The sequence below is a fragment of the Acinetobacter sp. YH12218 genome, assembly GCF_013417925.1.
Taxonomy (GTDB): Bacteria; Pseudomonadota; Gammaproteobacteria; order Pseudomonadales; family Moraxellaceae; genus Acinetobacter; species Acinetobacter amyesii.
Map to the genome: position 1 here is coordinate 1 of NZ_VPDB01000005.1, position 14,239 is coordinate 14,239.

At 41.1% G+C, this 14,239-nt stretch carries 14 protein-coding genes and 1 rRNA gene; 6 read left to right on the forward strand and 9 right to left on the reverse strand.

All coding sequences use genetic code 11. The features are described 5' to 3' along the window. The 5 genes from FTV03_RS02155 to FTV03_RS02175 form a co-directional block, all read right to left on the reverse strand. Positions 1–467, reverse strand: a 16S ribosomal RNA gene (locus FTV03_RS02155); the annotation flags it as partial. A 453-nt stretch (positions 468–920) separates the two neighbouring features. After that, a complete protein-coding gene (locus FTV03_RS02160) occupies positions 921–1,118 on the reverse strand; it encodes a hypothetical protein (RefSeq protein WP_180039734.1) in 198 nt (65 codons plus the stop codon). A gap of 48 nt (positions 1,119–1,166) precedes the next feature. Beyond that, a complete protein-coding gene (locus FTV03_RS02165) occupies positions 1,167–2,183 on the reverse strand; it encodes a hypothetical protein (protein ID WP_180039736.1) in 1,017 nt (338 codons plus the stop codon). After that, entirely contained in the window at positions 2,180–2,818 is a 639-nt protein-coding gene (locus FTV03_RS02170; protein ID WP_180039738.1) for an ABC transporter ATP-binding protein, read from the reverse strand. The genes FTV03_RS02165 and FTV03_RS02170 overlap by 4 nt, the downstream gene beginning before the upstream one ends. A 113-nt stretch (positions 2,819–2,931) precedes the next feature. Beyond that, positions 2,932–3,528, reverse strand: coding sequence for a TetR/AcrR family transcriptional regulator (locus tag FTV03_RS02175; RefSeq protein WP_180039740.1), 597 nt, complete (start codon positions 3,526–3,528; stop codon positions 2,932–2,934). Between the two features lie 95 nt (positions 3,529–3,623). On the opposite strand from FTV03_RS02175, the gene FTV03_RS02180 reads away from it, so the two are divergent. Beyond that, a complete protein-coding gene (locus tag FTV03_RS02180; protein ID WP_180039742.1) occupies positions 3,624–4,829 on the forward strand; it encodes an oxygenase MpaB family protein in 1,206 nt (401 codons plus the stop codon). Positions 4,830–4,876: 47 nt separating this feature from the next. Here FTV03_RS02180 and FTV03_RS02185 read toward each other — a convergent pair whose 3' ends face one another. From FTV03_RS02185 to def, 3 genes are all read right to left on the reverse strand, one after another. Then, positions 4,877–6,946, reverse strand: a complete 2,070-nt coding sequence (locus tag FTV03_RS02185) for a TonB-dependent copper receptor (protein WP_180039744.1) — start codon at positions 6,944–6,946, stop codon at positions 4,877–4,879. A gap of 73 nt (positions 6,947–7,019) precedes the next feature. Beyond that, positions 7,020–7,439 carry a DUF2946 family protein gene (locus FTV03_RS02190; protein WP_180026133.1) on the reverse strand — a complete coding sequence of 140 codons (420 nt, stop codon included), beginning with the start codon at positions 7,437–7,439 and terminating at the stop codon, positions 7,020–7,022. Positions 7,440–7,529: 90 nt separating this feature from the next. Further along, entirely contained in the window at positions 7,530–8,060 is a 531-nt protein-coding gene (def, locus tag FTV03_RS02195; protein ID WP_078191459.1) for a peptide deformylase, read from the reverse strand. 119 nt (positions 8,061–8,179) lie between these two features. Between def and FTV03_RS02200 the strand changes: the two genes are divergently transcribed. From FTV03_RS02200 to FTV03_RS02210, 3 genes are all read left to right on the forward strand, one after another. Beyond that, positions 8,180–9,334, forward strand: coding sequence for a LysM peptidoglycan-binding domain-containing protein (locus tag FTV03_RS02200; RefSeq protein ID WP_180039746.1), 1,155 nt, complete (start codon positions 8,180–8,182; stop codon positions 9,332–9,334). A gap of 111 nt (positions 9,335–9,445) precedes the next feature. Next, entirely contained in the window at positions 9,446–10,627 is a 1,182-nt protein-coding gene (gene dprA / locus FTV03_RS02205) for a DNA-processing protein DprA (protein WP_180039748.1), read from the forward strand. A 31-nt stretch (positions 10,628–10,658) separates the two neighbouring features. After that, positions 10,659–11,228 carry an L-threonylcarbamoyladenylate synthase gene (locus tag FTV03_RS02210; RefSeq protein ID WP_111885874.1) on the forward strand — a complete coding sequence of 190 codons (570 nt, stop codon included), beginning with the start codon at positions 10,659–10,661 and terminating at the stop codon, positions 11,226–11,228. Positions 11,229–11,667: 439 nt separating this feature from the next. On the opposite strand, the gene FTV03_RS02215 is transcribed toward FTV03_RS02210, so the two are convergent. After that, entirely contained in the window at positions 11,668–12,549 is an 882-nt protein-coding gene (locus FTV03_RS02215) for a DMT family transporter (protein ID WP_180039750.1), read from the reverse strand. 122 nt (positions 12,550–12,671) lie between these two features. On the opposite strand from FTV03_RS02215, the gene FTV03_RS02220 reads away from it, so the two are divergent. Continuing rightward, on the forward strand, positions 12,672–13,430 hold the full coding sequence (locus FTV03_RS02220; RefSeq protein ID WP_180039752.1) for a helix-turn-helix transcriptional regulator: 759 nt from the start codon (positions 12,672–12,674) through the stop codon (positions 13,428–13,430). A 144-nt stretch (positions 13,431–13,574) separates the two neighbouring features. Continuing rightward, entirely contained in the window at positions 13,575–14,120 is a 546-nt protein-coding gene (locus FTV03_RS02225) for a glutathione peroxidase (protein ID WP_111885877.1), read from the forward strand. The last annotated feature ends 119 nt before the right edge of the window (positions 14,121–14,239 follow it).

Below are 14,239 nucleotides of genomic sequence, written 5' to 3' on the forward strand. Positions count from 1 at the left end.
TAGGTATTAACCAAAGTAGCCTCCTCCTCGCTTAAAGTGCTTTACAACCAAAAGGCCTTCTTCACACACGCGGCATGGCTGGATCAGGGTTCCCCCCATTGTCCAATATTCCCCACTGCTGCCTCCCGTAGGAGTCTGGGCCGTGTCTCAGTCCCAGTGTGGCGGATCATCCTCTCAGACCCGCTACAGATCGTCGCCTTGGTAGGCCTTTACCCCACCAACTAGCTAATCCGACTTAGGCTCATCTATTAGCGCAAGGTCCGAAGATCCCCTGCTTTCTCCCGTAGGACGTATGCGGTATTAGCATCCCTTTCGAAATGTTGTCCCCCACTAATAGGCAGATTCCTAAGCATTACTCACCCGTCCGCCGCTAGAAATCGGTAGCAAGCTACCTATTCCCGCTCGACTTGCATGTGTTAAGCCTGCCGCCAGCGTTCAATCTGAGCCATGATCAAACTCTTCAGTTTAAAATCAATAGTACATATAGTGTACCAATCTTGGCTCATCAATTACTGACAAAAATTTGCTCAAATAAACTTCGAGTAATTTCTACCATCAATCAATGAAAATAATTTCGATCGATCAATCAGTAAAAATCCACACAAGTTGTTCTTCATAATCTCTTAATGATCTTCTTATTGGTTCGTCACCAGCAAGCTAGGTCGGCTATATTACTCTTTATTTCTAAAGAGTCAACCGGTAATTCAAATTATTTTTAAACTTATCAAATAAAACCCAACTCAATCAATTTAACCAAGTTATTGTTTTATCAGAAGTTTTAATCTTCATCACCGCCGATGGATGTGCATTCTACAGCATTTCATATTCGTTGCAACACCTTTTTCCATTTATTTTTAGTTTTTCATTACGTTTGTTTATTTATTCTACTAAATCAGTGTTTTTTACTTAAAAAAGTGTTTTTAGCGTACAGAAAGCATGCAATACGCCACAGGCACCCATATGATAAACATTAAATTTGGCATAACACCGTGCACTTCTTCAGGTTTTCTATACAACCATTGAATAAATGGAATGGCGATACAAAATAATGTCGCCATCAATAGCACATCAACGAATCCACCTTTCAGCAGTTGCCACATCAAGACTGGCACACTCATCATTAAACCAATTATTAATAAAACACAGTACTCGTATTTTCTGAGCTGCTATAGTGTGAATCCTTGAATGATCCAGAATCGCTCTGTATATTCAAAATTTGATTTTAAGTCCATTTTTATCACGCCTAGATTGAATAAACTCAGTACAATATAGATGGCACACATCAATTGGAATAATTGTGAAGCAGTAAAATCAAGGCTCATGATGTTCCAAGTATCCACCTGTGTGGCGAACCAATGCAAAATCACGACCGCTGTAACTGATATACCGATACTGGCAATACGATGGGTAAGAAATCTTTTATGAAATACCTGACGAATAATGAGTTTATTTTGACTGAGCCAGAGTGGGTTATATTTCTGTATCACAAATACGTTAGGTACTTGCAGCTTTATTGGTTTTGATTTTCTGCCGAGCAGCCAAAATTTTATTACCGCTATACAGATGAAAGTAGATAACAACAGCGCAACGAGTTGAGCGTCCAATATCGCTAGACTCAAAATGGGCAAATATGTCAAAAGACAGACTAAAACCCAATATTGATTCTGTTGTAAAAACAGCATTTGTATGATTAATAAATTAAAGATCCAAAGAAGCATCAATACACTGATGCCAATGGAAGCTAGAAGCTCATACTCAACCCAAACATATAAAAGTGCTAAAACAAAAGGCAATAACAGCAAAAAGCTTAAACTGCCTAACAATTTGATTTCCACGGCAAAGCGACTTTTAAGCGTGATGGGCAATAGCGCTAGATAGCGATACCCTTCCCCACCACTCAAAGCTTTACGCTGTATCGCACACCAAAATACATTTAAGGCAAGAAAGCCAGTCCAAAGAAACAGATTTGTGATTAATGATTTGCAATAAACCAAATCAATCATGGGCTGCACTAATGATAAGAGCAGTCCGAATAGCATTGGCCCGAGAATTAATGCGACCAAAATAAGTAAATGCTTTTGCCGTGCAACTGCGTCTGCTGTGGTCTTGACATAAAATGTCCACCGGTATTTCAAAAGCGTTTTTATGATTGTTCGCTGCCCAACATATATTTGTCTATTCATGCTGCCTGCTCATTGGACTTTAGCCGATCTAGCTCGATGATTTTTGCTGCAAGACTGTTTCTAAATACATGATCATGACAAGACAATAAAATCAATTTCGATTGGCTCTGCTGTAAAAGTATGCTTGTTAATTCAGCCAAGGCATTTTGATCTAAGCCATTGCTCGGTTCATCTAAAATCAGTAATGGTGCAGTGGTCATTAAGGCTGCGACCAATAAAAACTTTTTGGTAGTACCAAAAGACATTTCAGCAAGCGGCGTGGCTAAATAGTTTTCTAATTTAAATTTTTCAATGAAGATTTGATACTGCTCATGCGCTATCCCTCGAATATCACACATTAAATTCAGAAACTCCTGCCCTTGTAAAAAATCATAAATAGGGCTTTTATCTGGCACATAGGCCACAAGTTTCTTGTATTCATTATTGTGAGGGGCATATTGCTGATCATTAATCAAAATATTGCCTGCATCAAAATCCAACATCCCAGCAATCATCGCAAGTAAGGTGGACTTCCCTGCTCCATTCTCAGCAACAACAGCGACAATTCCGAATTCGTTTAACTCTAAATTTAAATTTGAAAATATACGTTTTCCCGCAAAAGATTTGGACAGTTGCTGCAAACTCAAAGAAACCATGATGATGTTCCTGATTTATTATCTTAAGTTATTGATTTATTATTAATCTATCTTCACATATCTTGGATCAGAATTTAATAGATTCTTTAATAGACAAATTTATTTTTTCAGTGTTATTCACTATCTAAATACGCCAAAATCATCTTTGACAATTCAACTTTAAGCTGCTGTTCTGTAATTAAAAAACTATTATTGCTCACATAGCGCATCATGGTAAATAAAGTACTGTTAATAATCACAAAAGAGCGATGTTTCAGCGTTTCAAAGTTCCAATGTGAATAATAACGATTAAATAAATACATCCCAACTTCAAAAAAATGCTTTTCCAAAACCTGAGAGGCATCTGAATGACTGTATTGATGCCAATGTTTTAAGATCTCAATGAAGAAGCCACGATCAGCTTTCAACATATCAAAGCCAAACTGAATACAAAGTGGGATCACCTCATAAATACTGTGCTGCTCTTGCTCCACGACTATATTTTTTAGTGCTAACCCCAATTGTTCTGATTTTCTGAGCAGTAACTCGTCTACGATTTGTTCCTTATTTTCAAAATATTGATAAATCGATCCAACGCTCACACCAGATTTTTCCGCAATTTTGGGCGTCGTCAGCTCCAGTAAACCTTGTTCTGCAATACACAACTGCGCTGCTTGCAAAATGCTTTCCACGATCATTTTCGCGCGTTGTTGTTGTGGTCTTTTTCTCATTCTATTGCTCTCCAATGCGATAGTGTTATGCGAATTGAATGCGAATAAATATTCATATTAGTGTGGTATGCAACAATAACATTGAAGATCAAAACATGACCACTCACTTCAATACCCGACTGGCTTCATTTCAGGCCACGCAGCAATCTAATCTACTGAGTTTTCTGTTGTCTCATTTGACGGGTCAGGCTGCACAGCCAAATTACGCTCAATATCTTGCCCTCAATAAAGCCTTGCAATGTGGTGATCCACAGATGGAAAAAGTGCTCACGTGGATGATGCAGAACCCTAAACAGCATCGTGAATATTTTGAAATCGCCTTATTTAAAGGTGTCGAGCAGCTCCCCTTTCCTATTCCTGAGCTCGAGCATTTTTTTAAGCATGTTGAACAAACACCGCCTTGGTTAGAGCCAGAAAAAATACAGCAAGCCCTTGAATTCACCCATCGCCTAGGGATTAACAATGGCTTTATATTGCGAGATCTTTCACTCATGGTGGGTTATCTCTTCCCCGGTTTCAATCAGCCGCTCATGCTGACCGGTGCTTTAAATAAACAAGCAGGTACACGTCTGGCTGAAACCACAAAATGGTGGGTAGATATCACTGAAGAACGCGGACTCGAACGTTTGTATGCGGGATTTACATCGACGATTTATGTGCGTTTTATTCATGCTGTGGTACGGCATCAACTCCAAAAAGGTAAAGACTGGGATTTTGCAACGTGGGGGGTGCCGATGAATCAATTTGACTTGGCGATGACCAATCTTGCCTTTAGCAGTGTGGTACTTTTGGGCATTCGCGCTTTAGGGATTTTTCCATCAAAACAAGAGACTGAAAGCTTTTTGCACTTTTGGCGTTATGTGGGTTGGTTGATGGGTATTGATGACAAATGGTTAATTGAAAAAGAATCTGATGGTTGGAAACTGTTGTATTGGATGCAATTTGTACATCCTCAATCTGATGCAAGCAGTATGGCTCTCGGCGCCAGTCTCTCTAAAGAACCTTTTGAACGACAGTACAAATACCTCCGAGCACTTCAGCAAAAACTGGCTTATCGACAACATCTGGAGCTGACACAATTTTTTATTGGCAAAAAACGCATGCATAAATTAGGGCTCAAACCACAGTCCGCCGCATGGTTTGCCTATTATTTATTGGCTAGAAATCTTGTCCTGTATTCAGGCGCTAAGCATGTCCCAAGTTTAAGTCAAAAATTACAGCAAAAAGGCCGTGCGATTCAAAAACTCGGTTTAGCACTGTATCAAAGTAAGGCCAAACAACTGGCCAGTATGCACCAATAAAAAAAGCAGAGCGATCGCTCTGCTTTTTGGATAACAAATATCAAGATTTAGAATTTCATCGAAATACGTGCCCAATAATTGCGACCAATATTATTAAACTGTTGATCGGTCGCTAAACCTGTCCCTGCATCACCCAGTTTATTTAGATGTTCGGTATAGGTTTTATTCAGGAGATTATCTACACCCACAGATACATCTACACCCTCATCAATATGATAAGTACCATTTAAAGACAGTGTGCCAAAACCTGCACTTTCTTTCAGGTCATAACCCACGATATTGCCTTGGTACGCACTGATACGATTTTGCCCATCAACCACACGCCAAAACGCTCCCAAAGTATAATTATCTTGAATATAACGTAAGTTGATACGTGCTTCTAAAGGTGAGATTTGCGGTAACGGCTTGCCATCTGTGGTGTTTTTACCCCACGCATACATTGCGCTGACATCGGCTTGAATATGATCGCTAAATTGATAGCCAATCCCTGCTTCAGCTCCCGCAATGGTGGCATCCACATTTCGGCTATGTGCTTCCATACCCTTCATCATTCCTGATCCAGACTTATAACTTGTTAAAATATAATCTCTCACTAAACCTGCATAAGCCGATACCCAGGAATTCAAAGCGCTATGTTCATGTTGATAACCCATATCTAACTGAAGCGTTTTTTCTGTATCAATATGATTGAATGTATTGTTATGACCATTTCCTGATTTTGGGCTGAATAATTCCCAATAATCTGGCATGCGCTCTACATAGCCTAGACCGATATAGGTTTTACCATTGTCATGTTCAGGGTGCTTATTTTCAAAACGAATAAAAGCACTTGGTAATGTTTCATTCAGCTCCGTGTTATAGCCACTCGCTTTCGAAGCGGCGCGCTCATCTTTCACTTGCACTTGATCGAGACGAAGTCCCGAAACCAACTTATTGTTGTCACTCAATTGATAACTGACTTCTCCAAAACCACCATATGACTGAAACTTCATATCGGGTTCACGTGCTTTGTCTTTATAGCTATTGCGCATCCCTTTGCGAATGCTATGTTCATTGTTCTGTGTGTCAATGCCTGTGACAAAGTCAATCTTATCCCATTCATGTGTCATAGCCATACGTGCATTTAATGTTCTGCGAGCAACATTCGATGCCATTGGCATATTCATCATGCCACTTGGTTGAAACTCACGTAAGCTGAAGTTATCCATGACATGATCATTAAAACTATAGTTGACCTGTGCTTCGATTTTTTTAATCACCTCCGTGACATTCTTTTTCTCGACACGAAGGCCTAAGCTTTCACGGGCAAATTGCGAACCATCCATTGAACGGCCTGCGTATACCGCCTCACCATCGGCTTTACCTCCAGTAAGTTCTACCCATGTATCTTCGTTTGGCGTCCAACCAAGAGCCAAATCTGTATTCCACCGCTCCCAGTCTGACGGCACAGTATTACCATCTCCGTCTTGGTAGCTATCCGCAACAGAACGACTGGCATTCAAACGGACATATTTTTTCTCATCACCGACTGCCGCTTCGACATTGTGATCTAAACGACCATAAGAACCGATCATCACACTGGCTTGACCACGGTAGTTTTTATCAGCATCGAATTGTTCAGGTTTTCGTTCAAACAAGACTGTTGCAGCAGAACCTGTATTGGCATATTGAACCGTTTGAGGGCCTTTAATCACTGAAATTCGGTCATAACTTTCAGGGGAAATATAAGACGTTGGTGCATCCATACGACTTGGACACGCCCCGAGATTTTCTGTGCCATCGGTCAAAATTTTAATGCGTGAACCAAACATGCCACGGAAGGTTGGATCTGCATTGGTTCCCCCATTTTTAATGGCACTAAACCCCACAATGCTTTTTAAATAATCGGCCCCATCACTGGCAGGTATCGGTTGAATCGGCTGTTTGGGGTTGGCACGAACAATCAGGCCATTGGCATCATTCCCCTGATGTGACGTCACCACAATCGGTGCCAAAGTCTGAACGGCATTGGTTTCCGTCATCTCTACTGACATCTCGTCAGCCATCACCGTAGTTGAATAGCAGGCAACACAAATTGCAGCCGCAAGAGGCTGTAGAAAAAATTTAGGCTGAGCCATGTTTATCTCACAAAATACATAAATAAAGGCGTACCTGAGTCCTCAACGACCCAAGTTAAAAAAAACGTCGGATTTATGCAGCGAGTGGTGGGGCTCGACCTTGCGGAAGTAAAAAGAGTTGTTGAAGAACAAACCAGACATGCTTGAAAGCTTTTTGAAAAGCAATTAAACGAACTTGAATTCGATCAAGCACTTCTTTTACATCAAGTTCAGGAGGCAAAACCAAATTGCCATAGACCGTACAATACTGACATTGATGACTGGCATCATGTTCATGGGCAGTATGATCGACTTGAACCTGCTCTGCGTGAGCGGAAGAGGAATGGTGTGAATGTGCGGTATGTTCAGCATGAACATTGGGAAGTAAAAGTGCACGCGTAATGGTTTCGCAGACCGGAGCAACTTGATATTGCTTGGGCAACAATGGCTGTAAAAAAACAGCAATCTGCAAAAAAACGGCTGCAAAGGACAGCAGCACTCCACTACGAAACAATACAGGCAAACCCTAACATTTGTCTGACCCAAGTATAACAAAGCCCAATCGAAATTGGGCTTGTCTCAGGTATTTTTTAACCGCGATCAATTAACGTTTAACTGCGACTTTATCTTTTTGACGTTGGCGAACCAATTTTTCCACTTTGTCACGTGCACGTTGACGTTTCAAAGGCGATAGATAGTCGACGAATAACTTACCATTTAAGTGATCCATTTCATGTTGGATACAAACTGCGAGAAGTCCGTCCGCTTCCACTTCAAATGATTGACCTTCAAGGTTAATTGCCTGAATTTTTACACGTGACGGGCGCTCAACTTTATCGTATATTTGAGGCACTGATAAACAGCCTTCTTCATAGGGCTGCGTCTCTTGCGTCAATGGCGTAATTTTGGGGTTAATAAACACCATGGGTTGATCTTTTTCTTCAGATAAATCCATGACTATCAGCTGAATATGGTGATCTACCTGTGTTGCTGCCAGGCCAATTCCCGGTGCTTCATACATAGTTTCAAACATGTCGGCTGCTAACTGACGAATTTCATCAGTAACTTCTTCGACTGGTTTTGCAATGGTACGAAGACGGGGATCGGGGAAACTTAAAATAGGTAATAAGGCCATACGACGTCCTCACTTATGCCATTGATCAAAAAACAAAATGAAGGAATGCTTCATCAAAAAATTGTGTGTAATATCGTTATTATAACGCAGTTACATACATAATTTTAGGAATTATGATAATGAAAAAGGTTTTGAAGGGCATGCCAACTTTTAGTGCCTTGGGGTTTAAAAAACAATTATTGGCACTTACAGTCTGTGTAAGTGTGGGGATGGGAATGGTCAGTGTTGCAGAAGCTGCCCCTGCTCGTAACGTCAATCCACCGTCATTGAAGGCAGGTGCGCCTCAAGTTTATGTGGTGAAAAAAGGCGATACGTTGTGGGATATTTCCAAGCGTTTCTTAAAAAATCCTGTGCGCTGGCCTGAAATCTGGGCGAGCAATAAACACGTGAAAAATCCACACTGGATTTTCCCAGGTGACCGCCTATTAATGTGTACCTACAATGGCCGCCCAATCATCGGCAAGGATGAAGGTGATGGCTGTGAAGGTATTATTCGTCGCTATACAGGTGGCACTAAACTTCAACCACAAGTTCGTGTTGAATCCCTAAATAGTGCGATTCCGGTTATTCCATTGGAATATATTAAGCAATGGCTTGAGCGCAGCATGATTGTTGCCGCTGATTCTGTTGAAGGTACACCTTACATTTTAGGTACAGCTGATCAACGTGTATTAGCTGCCAAAGGCCAAACAGTTTATGCACGCGGCCAAGGCATGCAAGTCGGTCAACGTTATGCTGTTTATCGTGAAGGCGAACCGTACATCTTTACCGATGCAAACGGCAAAAAATACAACGCAGGTTTAGAACTGACTCAAGTCGCTTCAGGTGTTGCCGTTCGTGGTGAAAATGACATTACCACTTTAGAACTGACCGATACTTATAATGCCGAAGTTCGTCGTGGTGATCGTGTTCTTCCTGAATATGACCCAATGCTGCCAACGCTGTTCTATCCAACCAATGCTGAAAATGTCACTGCTGGCGGTAGTGTTGTCCGTGTCATGGGTTCTATTGGTACCGCAGCGGTTCACAGTGTGGTGACGATAGACCGTGGTAGCTTGCAAGGCGTTCAATCTGGTCAAGTCTTTAGCGTGAACCAAAAAGGTGAAATCGTGACTGATCCAAAAACCAAAGAACGTGTTCAACTTCCAGGACAACGTATTGGTAACATCATGGTATTCAAAACGTTTGATAACTTAAGCTATGCTTATGTACTTGAAAGCGAATTACCAATCAACGTAGGTGCAACAATTCAGCCCCCACTGATGGATGACTAATTCTAAATCCACAAAAATGAGGTTGTATTTCAGCCTCATTTTTTATTATCCAACAACAATATCACTAATAATTTTAAACCATAAAAAGAAGACAGATTCAAAGGTCTCATTATGCTCAACTCATTGACTGACTTGCATTTAGATTACATTCGCCTGTGGTTTGTGGTGCAACACTCACTTCGTAGTTTCTATAAAATTCAGCAGCACTATCCTGCCCTACACCACGCCCTTAAGCCTGATCAAATCACCACATGGCAAAAATTAGGACTGCATAAAAATCATTTACAGCGCTTTGAAGAATTTCATAGTCCAAGTGGACAGCTTAGCTTTGAAAAATGTCTCCAGGATATTCAACAATACAGTGACTTTGTACTGATTCCTGAAGACCTAAACTATCCACAACAGCTTTTACCTTATAGCGACAAGCCGCCCATTCTATTTGGACAAGGCAATGCCCAAGCCTTGATGCAACCACAGATTGCGATTGTAGGTAGTCGCAAACCCAGTCCCCAAGGTCGGCAAATTGCCTATGATTTTGCTTATTATCTGAGTGAGCAAGGGTTCTATATTAATAGCGGTTTAGCACAAGGAATTGATGAAGCGGCACATCGCGCTGCCATACAACACCACAGAACCATTGCCGTGATGGGTACAGGTTTAGATCAAACTTATCCGACCGCACATCAGCGTTTAAGACAAGAAATCATCCAACATGGGGGAACCGTAATCAGTGAGTTTCTTCCACACACTCCCCCATTGCAATACCATTTTCCACATCGAAATCGTATCGTGAGTGGGCTCAGCCTTGGTGTCATCGTGGCGGAAGCGGCATTAAAAAGTGGTTCACTGATCACAGCTCAACGCGCTGCCGAACAAGGCAAATCTATTTTTGCCATCCCAGGCCATATTTATAGTGAATCGCATCAAGGTTGCCATCAACTCATACGCGAAGGTGCAATTTTGATTGATCATCCACAACAGGTCATTGAAGACCTAGCTCTGGCCACACAGTGGCAATCGCAGGCTGCCAAAACCTTAACAACCACCGAAATAGCGACACCCGAAACAGCAACACCGGACACCCCGCCACCCGCACCTATCCCAGAACATTTAATTGCGCTGTATCGGCAGCTTGATTGGGTCGGCCAAAGCCTTGATCAATTGTCCATTCAACTCAAAATTGATACCGCGACATTGACCAGTCAACTGATGGAATTAGAGTTAATGGGCTATGCCACACAACAAGCCGGACACTACTTACGTTGTCGAATGGGTAAATTAGGTTCACAATAGTCCTTTGTCGAATCAGTTAAGGTCTATAGAAATGATTACCACCTCTGTTGCAGAAGCAGCTTCCTGTCTTAAAAAAGGTCAGGTTCTCGCATATCCTACAGAGGCTGTTTGGGGATTGGGCTGTGATCCCTACAATGAGCAAGCCTTTCTCGAAATTTTGCGCTTAAAACAACGTCCCATTGAAAAAGGCGTGATTTTATTGGCTGCCAATGTCGCTCAAGTTGAACACCTGCTCCAAGGCTTAACAGAAGATATGCGTCAGCAAGTCATTGCGACATGGACCAACCGTAAACCCAATGAGCGTGCAACCACATGGTTATTACCAGCTGGTGACCATATTCCAACATGGATTAAAGGCAATCATCCAAAAGTCGCAGTCCGTGTGACTACCCACTCTTTATGTGTGGCTTTATGCCAAGCTTTTAATGGCTTTATTGTGTCTACCAGTGCCAATCCTGCGGGATTAACCCCTGCACGTTCCTTACAAGAAGCCAATCAGTATTTTGCCAATGAACTCAATTATTTAAATGGTGATCTCGGCCTAAGCCAAGAACCAAGCAAAATTATTGATGCTGAAACAGGTGAAATCATCCGCGCATAAGCTCGGATGCCTGTCTACACCTGCCTTTCGGGAAAATACAGACAAAAAAAAGCTCAGCCATATAGGGATGGCTGAGCATAAAAAAGGATGTGTATAAAATCACATCCAGAGGGTCTTACAATCTCTGGGTAAATATCAAGTAATTATTAAGAATTACTTCATCATTTACGATGAAAGTATTATGTAATATTTTTTTAAATTTAACAAATAGATTTTTTATATAAATAAAACTACTGATAAGCACTTTATTTGTGATTTTATAACTACTTAGTCAAAATATGTATCTATTTTTGATTGATTTTTAAGACGAGCATTTGTTTTTTTAATTCAGTTTTACACTCAAAAATCCATTTTCAAAAGATTTGCTCTATAAAAAAATAAGTTTGTTTGTTTATTTTTTAATCAATACTTCTCGTAAATTTTCATCTTTTTACTAGATTTACTTACGCTGCGCCAAGATCACCCCAGTAATCGTCATCACTGTGCCGACGGTATGATAAAACATCCACTGCTCAGCCAACCAGAAATAGGCAATAATCGCGGTAAATACCGGCATCAAATTCATAAAAATACTGGTGCGATTCGGCCCGAGATGTTGCACAGCCAACATCCATACCAACGGTGCAATCAATGATGGAAAAATTGCCGCATAAAATACACTTGGCGCATTCGCAGGATTAATCGCGTCAATGCCTAAATACAACACGAATGGCAAGTGATATAAAACGGCAAAGAAAATTTGTACATATAAGCTCAACAGTAGCGGAAGTTTCAATTGCCATTTTTTTAAAAACACCCCATAAAAGGCATAAAAGAACACTGCGAAGATCATGAGGATATCGCCGAAATGTCCGCCCATATTCAGTAATTGACTGAAATCGCCTTGCGCAATGACAAACAATAGCCCCGTAAATGAAATCGCACAGCCTAAGATGGCATAGCGGTTGGGCACATCTTTAAGTATGAAAAATGCAACGGCAATCGTAAAAACAGGGATAAAGGCATTGATGATGCCCATATTGGTCGCCGTCGTATAATGCGCAGCGGTATAGCCCAAGCCTTGATATAACACCATGCCAAAAGCACTCAGCACAGCCAATTGCTGCCAATGCTGCATGATTAACTGTCTTTGCTGCCAAACGGTTTTCAGCATAAAGGGGGTCAGGATCAAAAATGCAATAAACCATCGATAAAAACTGATACTGACCGGTGAAATATAATCAGTTACATAGCGGGTGACGGTAATATTCAACGACCATATAAATACCGCGATCAGAGGCAAACAAATTGCAAATTTCGCCCAACGCGCTTGAAGCAACATGTCTGACTCCTCAATATATTGTGCAAAGATTGGTCTAGGTATTTTGAGTGATGTCTGTTTTAATTGAAATACATGATTTCAGACATTTATATTGTAGTTCAGACATCGACACCTAGGCATATATGACATCAGCACCGATTGAACAACAAATCGAGCTTTTTGAAGCGCACTACACCACATTAGATACGGTCTATCCGCACAGTTGTCTTTGGGGTGATTTTAATTTTTGTCTCGATGGTATTTTCGAGTATGAGATACAAGGACAACACCATCTCTCACCTGCCAGTTATGGGGTGTGGATTCCCCCACATACAGAACATTGCTCGGTCGCGATTGATGAACAACCCATTCATTATGTGGCAATCCGACTGGCACCAGATCTCTGCGTAGATTTTCCCAAGCAGACTGAAGTGTTTAGCATCCAGCCTTTCTTTCGTTTGTTGGTGCAAGAAATTTTGGCCTTTCCTACAGAGCAACATACCACACCACCCTATCGACACCTGCTACAAGTCTTATTCGACCAGTTAAAAACAGCGCCCAAACATCAACATTATTTGCCGCAAAGCCATGATGCGGTGTTAAAGCCGATCTTAGCGCAGCTCGCAGATGTAGATCATTTTAGCTTGAGCCTACAGCGATGCTTATCCAATGTTGTTTTGAGTGAGCGTCAGTTATTGCGGCTGAGTCAGAACGAACTGCAAATGAGCCTTTCTGAATGGAGAAACCGTGCGAAAATTATTTATGCCATTCAACAACTCCGCGCTGGTCAGTCTATTAAAGCTCTCAGCTATGAATTGGGTTATCAACACAGCTCAAGCTTTATTGAGTTTTTTAAACGCTATACAGGAAAAACCCCAAACCAACACCGTGCCACTAGTTAAATGCCAAGCACTCAAGCAAGCATCAGCTCGAATTCTGCAAAGTACTACAAAAATTATGCGAAAAACCTATCGATAAAAGCTTGCTGTTCACCAGATTTCCCTTTAAAACAAGGATGAAAGGCACAACTTCAATTAGGAACGAATATGTCAGCTTCAGTTTACGATATCCCGGTAAAAACCATCCAAGGTGATGACACCACACTCAATCAATACCAAGGCAAGGTTTTATTATTGGTCAATGTGGCCTCTAAATGTGGGCTAACACCGCAATATGAAGGCCTAGAAAAACTCTATACAGAAAAGAAATCACAAGGTTTTGAAGTCTTAGGTTTTCCTGCCAATAACTTTTTAGAACAAGAACCTGGTTCTGAAGCGGAAATTCAAGAATTTTGCTCGATCAACTACAAGGTCGATTTCCCACTTTTTGCAAAAATTTCTGTTGCAGGCGCGGATAAACACCCCCTTTATCAAACCTTAACCCAAGCCATTCCTGAACGCATTGGTGAAGGCCCATGGTGGGATGATTTAGTTGAATACGGTTTAACACCAAATCCAAAGCCTGAAGTGCTCTGGAACTTTGAAAAATTCCTCGTGAATAAACAAGGTGAAGTTGTGGCTCGATTTGCACCTGACATCAAGGCAGATGATGCACGTATTGTCGATGCCATTAATGCTGAATTAGCCAAATAATTCGCCAATATCTCAATCTCTCAGTTAAGATTATTTTGATTTTAACTGAGATTGATCATTTTAAATTATCACAATAATAGTTATCAATTATCACATAATGATAATTTACATAGTTTATC